14 protein-coding genes and 2 tRNA genes are annotated in these 17,349 nt (G+C 50.6%); all 16 read left to right on the forward strand.

What is annotated here, in order from left to right:
• The first annotated feature begins 47 nt into the window (after positions 1-47).
• The 16 genes from ftsH (at position 48) to HA49_RS20510 (ending at position 17,300) form a co-directional block, all read left to right on the forward strand.
• Positions 48-1,991, forward strand: coding sequence for an ATP-dependent zinc metalloprotease FtsH (ftsH, locus tag HA49_RS20440; protein WP_038016920.1), 1,944 nt, complete (start codon positions 48-50; stop codon positions 1,989-1,991).
• Positions 1,992-2,068: 77 nt separating this feature from the next.
• Positions 2,069-2,902 carry a dihydropteroate synthase gene (gene folP, locus HA49_RS20445; protein ID WP_038016922.1) on the forward strand — a complete coding sequence of 278 codons (834 nt, stop codon included), beginning with the start codon at positions 2,069-2,071 and terminating at the stop codon, positions 2,900-2,902.
• A gap of 4 nt (positions 2,903-2,906) precedes the next feature.
• Positions 2,907-4,241: a phosphoglucosamine mutase gene (gene glmM, locus HA49_RS20450; protein WP_038016925.1), complete on the forward strand. Its 1,335-nt coding sequence runs from the start codon at positions 2,907-2,909 to the stop codon at positions 4,239-4,241.
• Between the two features lie 258 nt (positions 4,242-4,499).
• Positions 4,500-4,835, forward strand: a complete 336-nt coding sequence (secG, locus tag HA49_RS20455) for a preprotein translocase subunit SecG (RefSeq protein ID WP_038016927.1) — start codon at positions 4,500-4,502, stop codon at positions 4,833-4,835.
• Positions 4,836-4,886: 51 nt separating this feature from the next.
• Positions 4,887-4,973: transfer RNA gene (locus HA49_RS20460), tRNA-Leu, on the forward strand.
• 57 nt (positions 4,974-5,030) lie between these two features.
• Positions 5,031-5,107 (forward strand) — tRNA-Met (locus HA49_RS20465).
• A gap of 203 nt (positions 5,108-5,310) precedes the next feature.
• On the forward strand, positions 5,311-5,763 hold the full coding sequence (rimP, locus tag HA49_RS20470; RefSeq protein WP_038016969.1) for a ribosome maturation factor RimP: 453 nt from the start codon (positions 5,311-5,313) through the stop codon (positions 5,761-5,763).
• 24 nt (positions 5,764-5,787) lie between these two features.
• Positions 5,788-7,293 (forward strand): transcription termination factor NusA, encoded by a 1,506-nt coding sequence (gene nusA, locus HA49_RS20475; protein WP_038016929.1) that lies wholly within the window; start codon positions 5,788-5,790, stop codon positions 7,291-7,293.
• 18 nt (positions 7,294-7,311) lie between these two features.
• Complete coding sequence (gene infB / locus HA49_RS20480; RefSeq protein WP_038016931.1) at positions 7,312-10,008, forward strand: translation initiation factor IF-2; 2,697 nt, start codon at positions 7,312-7,314, stop codon at positions 10,006-10,008.
• Between the two features lie 66 nt (positions 10,009-10,074).
• Entirely contained in the window at positions 10,075-10,479 is a 405-nt protein-coding gene (gene rbfA, locus HA49_RS20485) for a 30S ribosome-binding factor RbfA (protein WP_038016933.1), read from the forward strand.
• The gene (gene truB / locus HA49_RS20490; RefSeq protein WP_038016935.1) at positions 10,479-11,420 is read left to right on the forward strand and encodes a tRNA pseudouridine(55) synthase TruB; all 942 of its coding nucleotides are present in this window, start codon (positions 10,479-10,481) and stop codon (positions 11,418-11,420) included. The genes rbfA and truB overlap by 1 nt, the downstream gene beginning before the upstream one ends.
• Positions 11,421-11,525: 105 nt before the next feature.
• Positions 11,526-11,795: a 30S ribosomal protein S15 gene (gene rpsO, locus HA49_RS20495; protein ID WP_038016938.1), complete on the forward strand. Its 270-nt coding sequence runs from the start codon at positions 11,526-11,528 to the stop codon at positions 11,793-11,795.
• 317 nt (positions 11,796-12,112) lie between these two features.
• Positions 12,113-14,245, forward strand: a complete 2,133-nt coding sequence (gene pnp / locus HA49_RS20500; RefSeq protein WP_038016941.1) for a polyribonucleotide nucleotidyltransferase — start codon at positions 12,113-12,115, stop codon at positions 14,243-14,245.
• Positions 14,246-14,377: 132 nt separating this feature from the next.
• Positions 14,378-15,262, forward strand: coding sequence for a lipoprotein NlpI (gene nlpI / locus HA49_RS20505; RefSeq protein WP_038016971.1), 885 nt, complete (start codon positions 14,378-14,380; stop codon positions 15,260-15,262).
• 105 nt (positions 15,263-15,367) lie between these two features.
• Positions 15,368-15,424, forward strand: a complete 57-nt coding sequence (gene yrbN, locus HA49_RS22100; protein ID WP_156994705.1) for a protein YrbN — start codon at positions 15,368-15,370, stop codon at positions 15,422-15,424.
• A gap of 16 nt (positions 15,425-15,440) precedes the next feature.
• Positions 15,441-17,300, forward strand: coding sequence for a DEAD/DEAH family ATP-dependent RNA helicase (locus HA49_RS20510; protein WP_038016944.1), 1,860 nt, complete (start codon positions 15,441-15,443; stop codon positions 17,298-17,300).
• Positions 17,301-17,349 lie beyond the last annotated feature (49 nt).

Raw genomic sequence — 17,349 nt, forward strand, 5'->3', positions numbered from 1 at the left:
GCTGTCTGTTAACATCGTTGTAATATGAGGTTAATCCCTTGAGTGACATGGCGAAAAACCTGATTCTCTGGCTAGTCATCGCGGTAGTGCTGATGTCGGTGTTCCAGAGCTTTGGGCCCAGCGAGTCGAATGGCCGGAGAGTTGATTACTCAACTTTCTTGTCGGAAGTGAACCAGGATCAGGTCCGCGAGGCACGTATTAACGGGCGTGAAATTAACGTTATCAAAAAAGACAGTGGAAAATATACGACCTATATTCCTGTCAACGATCCCAAGTTGCTCGATAATCTGCTGACTAAAAATGTAAAAGTCGTTGGTGAGCCACCGGAAGAGCCAAGTCTGCTGACTTCTATCTTCATTTCATGGTTCCCGATGCTGTTACTGATAGGCGTGTGGATATTCTTTATGCGCCAGATGCAAGGCGGTGGCGGCAAAGGCGCGATGTCTTTTGGTAAGAGCAAGGCGCGTATGCTTACCGAAGACCAGATTAAGACCACTTTTGCTGATGTCGCCGGTTGTGATGAAGCGAAAGAGGAAGTGAGCGAGCTGGTTGAATACCTGCGTGAGCCGAGCCGCTTCCAGAAACTGGGTGGTAAAATTCCTAAGGGCGTCCTGATGGTCGGTCCTCCGGGTACCGGTAAAACATTACTGGCGAAAGCGATTGCCGGTGAAGCCAAAGTTCCGTTCTTTACCATTTCCGGTTCTGACTTTGTTGAAATGTTTGTCGGTGTCGGTGCGTCCCGTGTGCGTGATATGTTCGAACAGGCTAAAAAAGCGGCCCCGTGCATTATCTTCATCGATGAAATCGATGCGGTGGGTCGTCAGCGTGGTGCCGGTCTCGGTGGCGGGCACGATGAACGTGAGCAGACACTGAACCAGATGCTGGTTGAAATGGATGGTTTTGAAGGTAACGAAGGAATTATCGTTATTGCTGCGACTAACCGTCCGGATGTTCTTGACCCTGCATTACTGCGTCCTGGCCGTTTTGACCGTCAGGTAGTGGTTGGTTTGCCAGATGTTCGTGGTCGTGAGCAGATTCTTAAGGTGCATATGCGTCGTGTTCCGTTAGCGACAGATATTGATGCTGCTATTATCGCTCGTGGTACCCCTGGTTTCTCCGGGGCCGACCTGGCGAACCTGGTCAATGAAGCGGCATTGTTTGCTGCCCGTGGTAACAAGCGCGTTGTCTCAATGGTTGAGTTTGAAAAAGCCAAAGACAAGATCATGATGGGTGCTGAACGTCGTTCAATGGTGATGACCGAAGCTCAGAAAGAGTCAACCGCATACCACGAAGCAGGACACGCCATTATCGGTCGTCTGGTGCCTGAACATGACCCGGTACATAAAGTGACCATTATTCCTCGTGGTCGTGCATTAGGCGTGACTTTCTTCCTGCCGGAAGGAGATGCCATCAGTGCCAGCCGCCAGAAACTCGAAAGTCAGATCTCTACACTGTACGGTGGTCGTCTGGCAGAAGAGATTATCTATGGTGCCGAGAAGGTCTCTACCGGGGCGTCTAACGATATTAAAGTGGCAACCAACCTGGCACGTAACATGGTAACGCAATGGGGCTTCTCAGAAAAACTGGGACCATTACTGTATGCTGAGGAAGATGGTGAAGTGTTCCTGGGTCGTTCAGTCGCCAAAGCGAAGCATATGTCTGATGAGACTGCGCGTATTATCGACCAGGAAGTGAAACACCTGATTGACAGCAATTATCAGCGTGCCCGTACTATCCTTAATGAAAACATGGATATCCTTCATTCCATGAAAGATGCATTAATGAAGTACGAGACTATCGATGCACCACAGATTGATGATCTGATGGCCCGCCGTGAAGTACGTCCACCGGCTGGCTGGGAAGAACCTAAAAATAATGGTTCTTCTTCAGACAACAACAGTGGCACCCCTGCTCCTCAGGCTCCGCGTCCGGTGGATGAACCGCGCACTGAGAACCCGGGCAATACCATGTCTGAATCATTCGATAAATAAGTTGTTTTTGCGTTAAAATACAACCCCGGCTGGTCCGGGGTTTTTTTTGCTGATTTTTGTTGCCGGGAGACCATCTGATGAAGTTGTACGCCAGGGATTCTGAACTTGACCTTTCATTTCCTCATGTGATGGGAATTCTGAATATCACCCCTGATTCATTTTCGGATGGTGGCAGCCATGCGACATTGACCGATGCTATCACCCACACCAATGAAATGGTCAATGCCGGCGCGACTATCATTGATGTCGGAGGAGAATCGACCCGCCCGGGGGCAGCTGATGTCAGTGTAGAAGAAGAACTGGAGCGGGTGATTCCTGTGGTGACTGAAATTGCCCGCCGTTTCGAAGTCTGGATCTCGGTGGATACTTCCCGTCCAGAGGTGATACGTGAATCTGCACGGGCAGGGGCTCATCTGATTAACGATATCCGGGCATTACAGATGCCAGGTGCACTGTCGGCAGCCGCCGAAACCGGATTACCTGTCTGCATTATGCATATGCAGGGGCAGCCAAAAACCATGCAGCAGGCGCCTGAGTATGATGATGTCGTGGCCGAAGTGGACCGTTTTTTTGCTGAACAGATTGAACGCTGCCTCGCCGGAGGCATACAAAAACAGAACCTGATACTCGACCCGGGTTATGGTTTTGGTAAAACACTGGCGCATAATTACCAGTTGCTGGCTAACCTGAGCCATTTCCATCATTTCGGATTACCACTGTTGGCAGGAATGTCCAGAAAATCGATGATAGGTCAGTTATTAAATGTCGGGCCGTCACAACGTCTGAATGGCAGCCTAGCTTGCGCTGTCATTGCTGCGATGCAGGGAGCGCAAATTCTCCGTGTGCATGATGTTAAAGAAACCGTTGAAGCAATACGGGTTGCAGAAGCCACATTAAGAGCGAAAGGATAACAATATGAGTGAGCGTAAATATTTCGGCACCGATGGAATACGTGGCAAGGTTGGAGAAGCGCCGATTACGCCAGATTTTGTCCTGAAACTGGGCTGGGCCGCCGGAAAAGTGCTGGCCCGTCACGGTTCAAAAAAAATCATCATCGGTAAAGACACCCGTATTTCCGGCTATATGCTGGAATCTGCATTGGAAGCCGGACTGGCAGCCGCAGGTTTATCGGCAGCATTTACCGGCCCAATGCCAACCCCGGCCATCGCCTATCTTACCCGGACCTTCCGTGCCGAAGCAGGGATCGTGATTTCTGCTTCACATAACCCTTTTGATGATAACGGCATAAAGTTCTTCTCGACCGAAGGGACTAAGTTACCCGATGATGTGGAAGCCGCGATTGAGCTGGAGATGGAAAAGACCATCACCTGCGTACCTTCCGCAGAACTCGGTCGTGCCAGCAGGATTGTCGATGCTGCCGGGCGTTATATCGAATTCTGCAAGGGGACGTTTCCGAGTGAGCTGAATCTTAATGGTATGAAAATCGTTGTCGATTGTGCCAATGGTGCTACCTACCACATTGCCCCTAACGTGCTGCGTGAACTGGGAGCCGAGGTGATTACCATTGCTGCTCAGCCCGACGGCATGAATATCAATAAGGAGTGTGGTGCTACCGACCTGCGGCTGTTGCAAAAGCGGGTACTGGATGAACAGGCACAACTCGGTATTGCCTATGATGGTGACGGAGACCGGATTATGATGGTCGACCACGAAGGTAATCAGGTCGACGGAGACCAGATTTTGTATATCGTAGCGCGTGAGAAACTCCGTCAGGGGAAATTACGTGGTGGGGTTGTGGGTACCCTGATGAGCAATATGGGTCTGGAGTTAGCGCTTAAACAGCTGGGTATCCCGTTTGCCAGGGCAAAAGTGGGGGACCGCTATGTTCTGGAAAAACTGCAGGAAAAAGGCTGGCAGCTGGGTGCCGAGAATTCCGGACACGTTATCCTGCTGGATAAAACGACCACCGGTGATGGTATTGTGGCCGGTTTGCAGGTGCTGACAGCCATGGTTCGTAACCATATGAGCCTGCACGATCTGTGCAGTGGCATGAAATTGCTACCGCAGGTATTGGTGAATGTGCGTTTCAGCGGTGAGAAAGATCCGCTGACGGCGGAGTCTGTGAAACAGGCCACTGACACAGTGGAGAAAGAACTGGCGGGGCGGGGCAGAGTGTTGTTACGTAAATCCGGCACAGAACCCTTGATTCGCGTGATGGTCGAAGGTGAAGATCGTCAGCAGGTCACATTGCTGGCTAACCGAATTGCCGATGCGGTTAAAGCGGTTTGATAATCTCAGGGTGTAGCCGGATAACCGCTGGCTGCCCCCTGTGTTCAGGCTAAAAACGGGTGTTTTTGGTAAAGTAACGGCGATAATTGTCATCACCTGCTGTTTTTATCACCAAACGAAAAAAGTGCAGTAAATTGCTCTTGCAGAGCGTGTCGCCATTGGTTAGTATTCAGACCCGCTTCTGATGGGTGTGGATATATCCATTGGCGCCTGGTGAAGTTTTAACTGTACGGTAGCGTGCAAGGAAACAGGTTAATTATGTACGAAGCTCTTTTAGTTATTTTCCTTCTGATAGCAGTCAGCCTGGTAGCTATGGTGATGCTGCAGCAAGGTAAAGGCGCTGATATGGGTGCATCTTTTGGTGCTGGTGCGTCAGGAACATTGTTTGGATCTAATGGGTCAGGTAACTTTATGACTCGTATGACCGGCATTCTGGCTGCGCTGTTCTTTATCATTAGTCTGCTGCTTGGCAACCTGAACACGAATAAAACTGCCAAAGGAAGTGAGTGGGATAATCTGAGTGCTCCTGCTAAGTCTGAACAGACTCAACAGCCAGCCAAACCGGTAGTACCAGGTAGTGATATCCCGCAGTAAACAGCAGTAATCCTACTTTCGACGAATGATTTGTCCGTCGTCTTAAGCAGTACCGAGGTGGTGGAATTGGTAGACACGCTACCTTGAGGTGGTAGTGCCCATTAGGGCTTACGGGTTCAAGTCCCGTCCTCGGTACCAGTTCAGTTTAACTTGCATTTTTTGCATGTTCGGCGTAAAATTCGCCACGATTTCGGACGCGGGGTGGAGCAGCCTGGTAGCTCGTCGGGCTCATAACCCGAAGGTCGTCGGTTCAAATCCGGCCCCCGCAACCACTTTCCCTTAGAGTTGTTTTTCAAAATACTAACAGGTCTCCGTATTTACCTGGTTTTGAAAAAAATTCTTTTGGTATGTGTTTTGTCACAGATCGACAAACACAGGGTCCAGTGATAAAAAGCCCCGAATATTCGGGGTTTTTTATTATCAGGTAATAGTGATTTTGGGCTTTATGCCCTTTTTTTATGTCTTGGGGGTGGGCTTGTCCACATTAGAGCAAAAATTAACCGAATTAGTTACCGCTCCGGTTGAAGCGCTTGGCTACGAACTGGTCGGTATTGAGTTTGTTCGCGGCCGTGTTTCGACGCTGCGCATCTATATCGACAGTGAGAATGGTATCAACGTTGATGATTGTGCTGATGTCAGCCGCCAGGTCAGCGCTGTAATGGATGTCGAAGATCCGATTACGGTGGCGTATAACCTTGAAGTTTCATCACCGGGTCTGGAAAGACCGTTGTTTAACGCAGCACACTATCAGCGTTTTACCGGCGATGAGGTAAGTCTGGTGTTGCGGATTGCGGTACGAAACCGCCGTAAGTGGCAGGGCATCATTAAAGCTGTAGAAGGTGAAATGGTGACCGTGACCGTCGAGGGTAATGATGAAGTGTTCGCGCTGAGTAATATTCAGAAAGCGAATCTGGTCCCCCATTTTTAAACGTCCGGATTGAGGCTAACCAGGATGAACAAAGAAATCTTAGCTGTTGTAGAAGCCGTTTCTAACGAGAAATCCCTGCCGCGCGAAAAAATTTTTGAAGCGCTGGAAAGTGCGCTTGCAACGGCAACCAAGAAAAAATACGAACAGGAAATTGATGTTCGTGTTTGTATTGATCGTAAAAGTGGTGACTTTGATACCTTCCGTCGTTGGCTGGTAGTTGACGAAGTGACTCTGCCGACCCGCGAAATTACGCTGGAAGCCGCTCAGTTCGAAGACGAAAGCCTCACTCCTGGCGATTATGTTGAAGACCAGATTGAATCTGTTGTTTTTGACCGTATTACGACCCAGACGGCGAAACAGGTTATTGTACAAAAGGTACGTGAAGCCGAGCGTGCCCAGGTTGTTGACCAGTTCCGCGAGCAGGAAGGTGAAATCATCACCGGTGTGGTGAAGAAAGTTAACCGTGACAATATTTCCCTGGAAGTGCGTCCGACCGATGGCTCTGCGACCAGTGCTGAAGCGGTAATTATCCGTGAAGATATGCTGCCGCGGGAAAACTTCCGTCCGGGTGACCGTATCCGTGGAATTTTGTACGCAGTGCGTCCGGAAGCCCGTGGTGCTCAACTGTTCGTCAGCCGCTCTAAGCCGGAAATGCTTAAAGAGCTGTTCCGCATTGAAGTGCCGGAAATTGGCGAAGAAGTGATTGAAATTAAAGGCGCAGCCCGTGATCCGGGTTCACGTGCCAAAATCGCAGTAAAAACGAATGACAAACGTATCGACCCGGTAGGCGCCTGTGTAGGTATGCGCGGGGCTCGTGTGCAGGCCGTTTCCAGCGAACTGGGCGGTGAGCGTATCGATATCGTGCTGTGGGATGATAATCCGGCACAGTTTGTTATTAATGCCATGGCCCCTGCTGATGTCGCCTCCATTGTGGTGGATGAAGACAATCACACCATGGATATCGCTGTTGAAGCCGGCAATCTGGCTCAGGCGATCGGCCGTAACGGCCAGAACGTACGTTTAGCCTCTCAGCTGAGCGGTTGGGAACTGAACGTGATGACGGTTGATGACCTGCAGGCGAAACACCAGGCAGAAGCTCATGCAGCCATCGATATGTTCACAAAACACCTCGATATTGACGAGGACTTCGCCACTGCACTGGTCGAAGAAGGATTCTCTACCCTGGAAGAACTGGCGTATGTGCCGGTGAATGAGCTGCTGGAAATAGACGGGCTCGACGAAGATATGGTAGAGGCTCTGCGTGAACGAGCTAAAAATGCGTTGACCACCCTGGCGTTGGCCAAAGAAGAGAGTCTGGGTAACCAGAAACCTGCTGATGACTTACTGGCATTGCAGGGGATGGATAAAGATCTGGCTTATCGTCTGGCGGCAAAAGGCGTCAGTACTCTGGAAGATTTAGCTGAACAGGGTATTGATGACCTGACAGATATTGAAGAGCTTTCTGCAGAGAAAGCCGGCGAGCTGATTATGGCCGCACGTAATATCTGCTGGTTCGGCGGTGACGCGTAACAAACAGGAAGGAACAGCATGACTGATGTAACTGTAAAATCGCTGGCTGCAGAAATTGAAACGCCTGTGGATCGTCTGGTACAGCAACTGGCTGACGCAGGGATCTCAAAATCTGAAAATGATTCTGTGACTGAACAGGAAAAACAAAGTTTACTGTCATATCTGAATCGTGAGCATGGAAATGCCGATTCAGGTAAACTCACTTTGCAACGCAAAACACGTAGCACCTTGAATATTCCTGGCACCGGGGGTAAAAGTAAATCGGTGCAAATTGAAGTCCGCAAAAAGCGTACCTATGTGAAAGATGATGCCGAAGCTGAACGCCAGGCAGAAGCAGAAGCGCAGGCACAGCGTGAAGCGGAAGAGACGGCACGCCGTGAGGCAGAAGAAAAAGCCAAACGTGCTGCTGAAGAAAAAGCGAAACGTGAAGCTGAAGATAAAGCTAAGCGTGAGGCAGAAGAAAAAGCCAAACGTGTAGCTGCGGAAACAAAAACAGTGACCAATCAACAAAAGAACGATATGACCCAGGCAGCGCCATCAGAAAAAGCCCGTCGCGAAGCGGAAGCCGCTGAACTCAAGCGTAAAACCGAAGAAGAAGCGCGCCGTAAGCTGGAAGCTGATGCAAAACGCATTGCGGAAGAAGCCCGCAGACTGGCAGAAGAGAAAGGCGACGAGTGGCAGAAGCCGGTTGAAGCCGAAGATGCTTCTGACTATCACGTGACTACTTCCACTCATGCGCGTCAGGCTGAAGACGAAAATGACCGCCAGGTAGAAGGTGGCCGTGGTCGCGGGCGTACTGCTACCAAAAGCTCGCGGGCTAAGAAAAGTAACAAACATTCCGAAGCGAAAACTGACCGTGAAGAAGCACGTGCAGCGATTCGTGGCGGCAAAGGTGGAAAACACCGTAAGGGCAGCGCCCTGCAGCAGGGCTTTAATAAGCCAGCCCAGGTGGTTAACCGCGATGTAGTGATCGGTGAAACTGTCACTGTGGCCGAACTGGCGAACAAAATGGCCGTTAAAGGTTCTCAGGTCATCAAAGCCATGATGAAACTGGGTGCCATGGCAACGATTAACCAGGTTATCGACCAGGAAACTGCTCAACTGGTTGCCGAAGAAATGGGTCATAAAGTCATCCTGCGTCGTGAGAACGAGTTGGAAGAAGCCGTGATGAGTGACCGTGATACCGGTGGAAATACTGAAGCTGAATCACGTGCGCCTGTCGTGACCATTATGGGTCACGTTGACCACGGTAAAACGTCTCTGCTGGACTACATTCGTTCCGCGAAAATTGCTTCCGGCGAAGCCGGTGGTATTACTCAGCATATCGGTGCTTACCACGTTGAAACTGAAAACGGGATGATCACCTTCCTGGATACCCCGGGCCACGCCGCGTTTACCGCCATGCGTGCCCGTGGTGCTCAGGCTACGGATATCGTTATCCTGGTCGTTGCCGCTGATGATGGTGTTATGCCTCAGACAGTCGAAGCTATTCAGCATGCGAAAGCCGCGAATGTACCGGTGGTGGTTGCCGTCAACAAAATTGATAAGCCTGATGCTGATCCGGATCGGGTGAAAAATGAGCTGACTCAGTACGGAATTATTCCGGAAGAGTGGGGCGGCGAAAATATGTTCGTCAACGTTTCTGCAAAAGCAGGTACCGGGGTTGATGATCTGCTGCAGGCAATCCTGTTGCAGGCTGAAGTTCTGGAACTGACCGCAGTTCGCAGCGGTATGGCCAGTGGTGTTGTTATCGAGTCTTTCCTGGACAAAGGTCGTGGTCCGGTGGCGACGGTTCTGGTACGTTCCGGTACTCTGAACAAAGGCGATATCGTTCTGTGTGGTTTTGAGTATGGACGTGTTCGTGCAATGCGTAACGAACTGGGTCAGGATGTTCAGGAAGCGGGTCCATCCATTCCGGTCGAAATCCTCGGTCTGTCAGGTGTTCCTGCGGCGGGTGATGAAGCGACAGTGGTACGTGATGAGAAGAAAGCCCGTGAAGTTGCTCTGTATCGTCAGGGTAAATTCCGTGAAGTTAAACTGGCTCGTCAGCAGAAATCTAAACTGGAAAACATGTTTGCGAACATGACCGACGGTGATGTATCTGAACTGAATATCGTACTGAAAGCAGACGTACAGGGGTCGGTAGAAGCTATTGCTGACTCGTTACTGAAACTGTCTACCGATGAAGTTAAAGTGAAGATTGTCGGTTCAGGTGTCGGTGGGATTACCGAAACTGATGCTACGCTGGCAGCGGCTTCTAATGCTATCGTACTGGGCTTTAACGTTCGTGCTGATGCTTCCGCTCGCCGGGTCATCGAATCCGAGAGTCTGGATCTGCGCTACTACTCCGTCATCTATAACCTGATCGACGAAGTTAAAGCAGCCATGAGCGGCATGCTGGCACCGGAATACAAACAGCAGATTATCGGTCTGGCAGAAGTTCGTGATGTGTTTAAATCACCTAAGTTTGGTGCCATTGCAGGTTGTATGGTGACCGAAGGTGTGGTTAAACGTCATAATCCAATCCGTGTTCTGCGTGACAACGTGGTTATCTATGAAGGTGAGCTGGAATCCCTGCGTCGCTTCAAAGATGACGTTAACGAAGTCCGTAATGGCATGGAATGTGGTATCGGTGTGAAGAACTACAATGATGTTCGCGCCGGCGATTCTATCGAAGTGTTTGAAGTTATTGAGATCAAACGGACTATCGATTAATCGTTACCGGGTTAAGACGATTTGGGAGGCCGCTGGCCTCCCGAATTATTTGAAAGGAGCCAAAATATGGCCAAAGAATTCGGCCGTTCCCAGCGCGTTGCTCAGGAACTGCAAAAAGAAATTGCGTTGATTATTCAGCGTGAAATCAAAGATCCGCGTGTCGGACTCATGGTGACGGTATCGAGCGTGGAAGTCTCGCGTGATCTTGCCTATGCCAAAGTATTCGTCACGTTTCTGAATGATAAAGATGAAGATGCCGTTAAAGGTGGAGTCAAAGCATTGCAGGATGCCTCCGGATTTATCCGCACCCTACTTGGGAAAGCGATGCGCCTGCGTATTGTACCGGAACTGACATTCTTCTATGACAACTCACTGGTGGAAGGGATGCGCATGTCAAACCTGGTCAGCCGTGTTGTTAAACAGGATAATGAACGTCGCGGTGATACCCCTGAAGAGCACGGGGAGGAGTAATGGGACGTCCCCGTCGCCGTGGCCGTGATATCCATGGCGTGCTGTTGCTGGATAAACCTACCGGAATATCCTCCAATGATCTGCTGCAAAAAGTAAAACGTATTTATAACGCCAACAGAGCCGGGCATACCGGAGCGCTGGACCCGCTGGCGACTGGCATGCTGCCAGTTTGCCTGGGTGAAGCGACCAAATTTTCCCGTTACCTGCTCGATTCTGATAAGCGCTACCGCGTGATTGCCCGTCTGGGTCAGCGTACCGACACTTCCGATGCTGATGGTAATGTGGTGCAGGAACGACCGGTTGTGTTCACCCCTGACATATTGCAACAGGCACTGGACAGTTTTCGCGGGGAAACTCTGCAGGTACCTTCGATGTTTTCAGCACTGAAACATCAGGGACGGCCGCTGTATGAGTATGCCCGTCAGGGGATCACCATTGAGCGTGAGCCACGGCCAATAACGGTTTATGAATTGCTGTTTATCCGGCATGAAGGTAATGAACTGGAGCTGGAGATTCACTGTTCTAAAGGAACCTATATCCGGACCATTATTGATGATCTGGGTGAAAAGCTGGGCTGCGGGGCGCATGTGACTATGTTGCGCCGTGTTCAGGTTGCCGGATATCCCACCGACAGAATGGTCACGCTGGAACAGCTACAGGCATTGGCAGAGCCGGATGAACTGGGCGGATATCCTGCAGAGCGCCTGGATGCATTACTGATGCCGATGGACAGTCCGGCGGAAGCCTATCCGCTGGTCAATCTGCCGGAGTCAGTCAGCCACTGGTTTAAACTCGGACAGCCGGTACAGATTGCCGGTGCGCCGGCCGATGGCCTGGTTCGGGTGAGCGAAGGTGAGCACGGCAAATTTATTGGTATGGCCGAGATTGATGACCAGGGGCGTGTGGCACCTCGCCGGCTGGTCGTTGAATATTTCGACTGAGTTAATTGCACTCATGCCTGCCGCAGAGTAGAATGGCGCGGCTTTAAAGTGGGGAGCTGAATTAGAGATCGGCAACCTGAAATCAAACATATACTGGAGTTTATTATGTCTCTAAGCGTAGAAGCTAAAGCAGAGATCGTTGCTAAATACGGTCGTGGTACCAATGACAGTGGTTCAACTGAAGTTCAGGTTGCTCTGCTGACTGCACAGATTAACCACCTGCAGGGTCACTTTTCTGAGCACAAAAAAGACCACCACAGCCGTCGCGGTCTGCTGCGCATGGTTTCCCAGCGTCGTAAACTGCTGGATTACCTGAAGCGTAAAGATGTAGCACGTTACACCAGCCTGATCGAAAATCTGGGTCTGCGTCGCTAAGTCTGACGAATTTTTTCGAGGGTTGGCACTGTGCTTTGCTGCCGGTGAGTATCCGAAGAAAAAATTTGAGCGAGTTTCGCGAAAAGGGGGCCTTTATGGCCCCTTTTTTCGGGCGACTGGCAGTATTTCTGTTAAAACTCATGTATTGTTAACGTGAGTGATCTTTATACGCACGATTCGCGCGGCTAATGAGAAATCTTATCTGGCCATCTGCAGGACAAGATTTGTCATTAGTCGCGAGGATGCTAAGAGATCGAAACCCATACTACAGAGAGCCTGAGAAAAGGCATCTGCACTAAAATTAAAGGATCTAAACTTTGCTGAATCCGATTGTACGTAAATTTCAGTATGGTCAGCATACCGTAACACTGGAAACCGGTATGATGGCCCGTCAGGCGACTGCCGCAGTCATGGCAAGCATTGATGACACCTGCGTGTTTGTTACCGTAGTGGGTCAGAAAAAAGCGAAACCAGGTCAGGACTTCTTCCCGTTAACGGTGAACTATCAGGAGCGTACTTATGCTGCTGGTCGTATTCCGGGAAGCTTCTTCCGTCGTGAAGGGCGTCCGAGTGAAGGCGAAACGCTGATTGCTCGTCTGATTGACCGTCCGGTTCGTCCGCTGTTCCCTGAAGGCTTCGTCAACGAAGTCCAGGTCATTGCTACCGTGGTTTCTGTTAACCCACAGGTTAACCCTGATATCGTCGCGATGATCGGTGCTTCTGCAGCACTGTCTCTGTCTGGTATTCCGTTTAACGGACCGATTGGTGCAGCCCGTGTGGGTTACATCAACGATCAGTATGTCCTGAACCCGACTACCGATGAGATGGCGAAAACCCGTCTGGATCTGGTGGTTGCCGGTACCGAAAATGCGGTACTGATGGTGGAATCTGAAGCCGATATCCTGAGCGAAGAGCAAATGCTGGGCGCTGTGGTCTTTGGACACGAGCAACAGCAGGTAGTTATCGAAAACATCAAGGCACTGGTTGCCGAAGCGGGCAAACCTCGCTGGGACTGGCAGCCTGAAGCCGCCAACGAAGCGCTGAACTCTCGCATTTCTGCGTTAGCGGAAGCACGCCTGAGTGATGCTTACCGTATCACTGAGAAGCAGGAACGTTATGAGCAGGTTAACCTGATCAAGAGCGAAACTACTGCTGCACTGTTAGCCGAAGACGAAACACTGGATGAAGGCGAAATCAGTGATCTGCTGCATGCTATCGAGAAAAATGTCGTTCGTGTGCGTATTCTGAACGGTGAGCCGCGTATCGATGGTCGTGAAAAAGACATGGTTCGTGGTCTGGATGTGCGTACCGGTGTTCTGCCTCGTACCCACGGTTCTGCTCTGTTTACCCGTGGTGAAACTCAGGCGCTGGTGACAGCGACTCTGGGGACTACCCGTGATGCGCAGAACCTGGATGAGCTGATGGGTGAAAGAACTGACAGCTTCCTGTTCCACTACAACTTCCCTCCGTACTCTGTAGGTGAAACAGGGATGGTCGGTTCTCCGAAGCGTCGTGAAATCGGCCATGGCCGTTTAGCGAAACGTGGTGTACTGGCAGTGATGCCGAAAGCCGATGCTTTCCCGTATACCGTGCGTGTGGTTTCTGAAATTACCGAATCTAACGGTTCATCTTCAATGGCTTCTGTCTGTGGTGCCTCTCTGGCGCTGATGGATGCCGGTGTGCCGATTAAAGCCGCTGTTGCAGGTATTGCAATGGGCCTGGTGAAAGACGGTGAGCGCTTTGTTGTTCTGTCCGATATCCTGGGTGACGAAGATCACCTGGGTGATATGGACTTTAAAGTCGCCGGTAGCCGTGAAGGTGTCACTGCACTGCAGATGGACATCAAAATCGAAGGGATTACCCGCGAGATCATGCAGGTAGCTCTGAACCAGGCGAAAGGTGCGCGTTTGCATATCCTGGGTACCATGGAACAGGCTATCAGCACTCCTCGTATTGAAATCTCTGAATTTGCTCCGCGCATTCATACTATTCGTATTAATCCGGACAAAATCAAAGATGTCATCGGTAAAGGCGGTTCTGTTATCCGTGCGCTGACCGAAGAAACCGGCACCACCATTGAAATCGAAGATGACGGTACCGTAAAAATTGCGGCAACTGACGGTAACAAAGCGAAAGAAGCTATCCGTCGGATTGAAGAAATCACGGCAGAAATCGAAGTTGGCCGTGTCTACAACGGTAAAGTCACCCGTATTGTTGACTTCGGTGCTTTCGTCGCGATTGGTGGTGGTAAAGAAGGTCTGGTACATATTTCTCAGATCGCTGACAAGCGTGTCGAAAAAGTGACAGATTATCTGCAAATGGGTCAGGAAGTTCCGGTCAAGGTACTGGAAGTCGATCGTCAGGGTCGTGTACGCCTGAGCATTAAAGAAGCGGTCGAAAAACCGCAGGCAGAAGAAACGACTGCGGCTAACCCGGCTGACGCGGGTTAATCGTTCGATGATTATCCGGGTCTCTGCCAGGAGTGGAGATCCGGATTTATGTTATCGCGAGGGCAGGATTCCTTTGCACGGCAGGCGGATGACAGGATGTTCATCCTAATGTTTGTATTCGGGAGTGGGATAATGAAGCCTTTTTTACGCTGGGGTTTTGTTGCGACAGCTTTGGTGCTGGCAGGATGCAGCAGCTCTAATTGGCGTAAGAATGAAGTTCTTGCCGTTCCTCTGCAACCAACATTGCAGCAGGAAGTTATTCTGGCGCGTATGGAACAAATTCTTGCCAGTCGTGCCCTCACCGATGATGAACGCGCACAGCTGTTATATGAGCGCGGAGTGTTGTATGATAGTTTAGGTCTGCGGGCACTCGCACGGAACGATTTTTCCCAGGCGCTGTCTATCAGACCAGATATGCCAGAAGTATTTAACTATCTTGGTATATACTTAACGCAGGCAGGGAATTTTGATTCTGCCTATGAAGCGTTTGATTCTGTACTTGAGCTTGATCCAACTTACAATTATGCGCATTTAAACCGTGGTATCGCCCTCTATTACGGCGGACGATACAAGTTAGCGCAAGATGATCTGCTGGCGTTCTATAAGGACGATCCTAATGATCCTTTTCGTGCACTTTGGCTGTATCTCGATGAACGCGAGATGAATGCAGACAAAGCGAAAGTAGCGCTCAAACAGCGCTATGACTCGGCGAATAAAGATCAATGGGGATGGAATATTGTCGAATTCTACCTGGGTGATATCAGTGAAAAAACACTGATGGAAAGACTCCAGGCAGATGCTACCGATAACACCTCGCTCGCTGAACATCTCAGTGAAACCAACTTCTATTTAGGTAAATACTACCTAAGTCTGGGGGAGAAGGACAACGCAGAAGCGTTGTTCAAACTGGCGGTTGCCAACAACGTGAATAACTTTGTTGAACACCGATACGCATTGTTGGAACTGGCTGAACTTGGCCAGGCACAAGACGATTTATCAGAATCCGACCAGCAATAGCTGACGTTTTTTAACGCCCTTTGTTTATGCTTCCTGTCATCCTTTGGGGGTGAGGGGCGTTTTATTCGTCAAAAACTTCTAATTTGAGCCGGTTCACACTTTTCAATGAAACTAACTGCAAGTTTTCATGACGAGTTATGTAGACTGGCCGCCGTTATCTAAGAGGCACGTGTACTACATGACTGATATTCAAACCACTTTTGCTGATCTGGGCCTTAACGAATCTATTTTGTCTGCTCTTAACGACATGGGATACGTTAAACCATCGCCTATCCAGGCGGCCTGTATTCCTCACCTGCTGGAAGGCCGTGATGTTCTGGGTATGGCTCAGACCGGTAGTGGTAAAACAGCGGCATTCTCTTTGCCATTGCTGAACAACATTGATCCTGCCCTGCGCGCACCACAAATCCTGGTGCTGGCCCCAACCCGTGAGTTGGCGGTACAGGTTGCAGAAGCTGCCACTGAATTTTCTAAACATATGCGTGGCGTTAACGTACTGGCCCTGTATGGCGGTCAGCGTTATGACGTACAGCTGCGCGCCCTGCGTCAGGGGCCACAGATCGTCGTCGGTACTCCGGGGCGTCTGCTGGATCACCTGAAGCGCGGGACTCTGGACCTGTCTAATCTGCGTGGTCTGGTTCTGGACGAAGCTGATGAAATGCTGCGTATGGGCTTCATCGAAGACGTTGAAACCATTATGGCGCAGATCCCTGACGGGCATCAGACGGCACTGTTCTCTGCAACGATGCCGGAAGCGATTCGTCGTATCACCCGTCGCTTTATGAAAGATCCACAGGAAGTACGTATCCAGTCAAGTATCACGACCCGTCCGGACATCAGCCAGTCTTACTGGACTGCTTATGGCCGTAAAAGTGATGCTCTGGTACGTTTCCTGGAAGCTGAAGATTTTGATGCGGCAATTATCTTTGTCCGTACCAAAAATGCGACTCTTGAAATTGCTGAAACTCTGGAACGTAGCGGTTACAACAGTGCGGCACTGAACGGTGACATGAACCAGTCGCTGCGTGAACAGACTCTGGAACGCCTGAAAGATGGTCGTTTGGATATCCTGATTGCTACCGACGTAGCAGCACGCGGTCTGGATGTGGAACGTATCAGCCTGGTGGTTAACTATGACATTCCACTGGATGCAGAGTCATACGTTCACCGTATTGGTCGTACGGGCCGTGCGGGCCGTGCCGGTCGTGCGTTGTTGTTTGTTGAAAACCGCGAGCGTCGTCTGCTGCGCAATATCGAACGCACCATGAAGCTGACGATCCCTGAAGTAGAACTGCCTAACGCAGAACTGCTGAGCAGCCGTCGCCAGACCAAATTTGCTGAACGAGTGCAGCAACAACTGGAAAGCAGTGATTTAGATCAGTACCGTGCTCTGCTGGAAAAACTGTCTCCGCAGGAAGATCTGGATATGGAGACTCTGGCCGCAGCACTGCTGAAAATGGCTCAGGGCGAACGTCCATTAATCGTACCTGCTGATGCACCACGTCCTCCACGTCGTGAATTCCGTGATCGTGATGACCGGGGTGGTCGTGACCGTGATGATCGTCGTGGTAACCGTGAGGGTGACCGTCCACGTCGTGAGCGTCGTGACGTTGGCGATATGCAGATGTACCGCATTGAAGTGGGCCGTGATGACGGTGTTGAAGTTCGCCACATCGTGGGTGCTATCGCAAACGAAGGTGATATCAGCAGCCGCTACATTGGTAACATCAAGCTGTTTGGTTCTCACTCAACGATCGAATTGCCAAAAGGTATGCCGGGTGAAGTCCTGCAGCACTTTACCAAGACCCGTATTCTGAATAAACCGATGAATATGCAACTGATCGGTGATGCACCTCAGTCATCGCGTGAACCTCGTCGTGGTGGTCGTGATGGCGGGCGTGAAGGTGGTCGCGAAGGCGGACGTCGTTTCTCTGATCGCCGTGAAGGTGGACGTAGTTTCGGTGGCAACCGTGAAGGTCATCGTGGTCAGCGTCGTGAAGAAGGTGCAGCACCGGCTGCACGTCGCCGCGAATACTAATCACTGAGAAAAGGGATCGTGTTCCGGTCCCTGACTGAGTCCGACAAAA

This window comes from Tatumella morbirosei (genome assembly GCF_000757425.2).
GTDB classification, from domain to species: domain Bacteria; phylum Pseudomonadota; class Gammaproteobacteria; order Enterobacterales; family Enterobacteriaceae; genus Tatumella; species Tatumella morbirosei.

Excerpts from the sequence above, each read along its gene's own strand:
- ftsH (WP_038016920.1), top strand. The coding sequence starts at position 48 with ATGGCGAAAAACCTGATTCTCTGGCTAGTCATCGCGGTAGTGCTGATG.
- folP (WP_038016922.1), top strand. The coding sequence starts at position 2,069 with ATGAAGTTGTACGCCAGGGATTCTGAACTTGACCTTTCATTTCCTCAT.
- glmM (WP_038016925.1), top strand. The coding sequence starts at position 2,907 with ATGAGTGAGCGTAAATATTTCGGCACCGATGGAATACGTGGCAAGGTT.
- secG (WP_038016927.1), top strand. The coding sequence starts at position 4,500 with ATGTACGAAGCTCTTTTAGTTATTTTCCTTCTGATAGCAGTCAGCCTG.
- nusA (WP_038016929.1), top strand. The coding sequence starts at position 5,788 with ATGAACAAAGAAATCTTAGCTGTTGTAGAAGCCGTTTCTAACGAGAAA.
- infB (WP_038016931.1), top strand. The coding sequence starts at position 7,312 with ATGACTGATGTAACTGTAAAATCGCTGGCTGCAGAAATTGAAACGCCT.
- rbfA (WP_038016933.1), top strand. The coding sequence starts at position 10,075 with ATGGCCAAAGAATTCGGCCGTTCCCAGCGCGTTGCTCAGGAACTGCAA.
- truB (WP_038016935.1), top strand. The coding sequence starts at position 10,479 with ATGGGACGTCCCCGTCGCCGTGGCCGTGATATCCATGGCGTGCTGTTG.
- rpsO (WP_038016938.1), top strand. The coding sequence starts at position 11,526 with ATGTCTCTAAGCGTAGAAGCTAAAGCAGAGATCGTTGCTAAATACGGT.
- nlpI (WP_038016971.1), top strand. The coding sequence starts at position 14,378 with ATGAAGCCTTTTTTACGCTGGGGTTTTGTTGCGACAGCTTTGGTGCTG.
- HA49_RS20510 (WP_038016944.1), top strand. The coding sequence starts at position 15,441 with ATGACTGATATTCAAACCACTTTTGCTGATCTGGGCCTTAACGAATCT.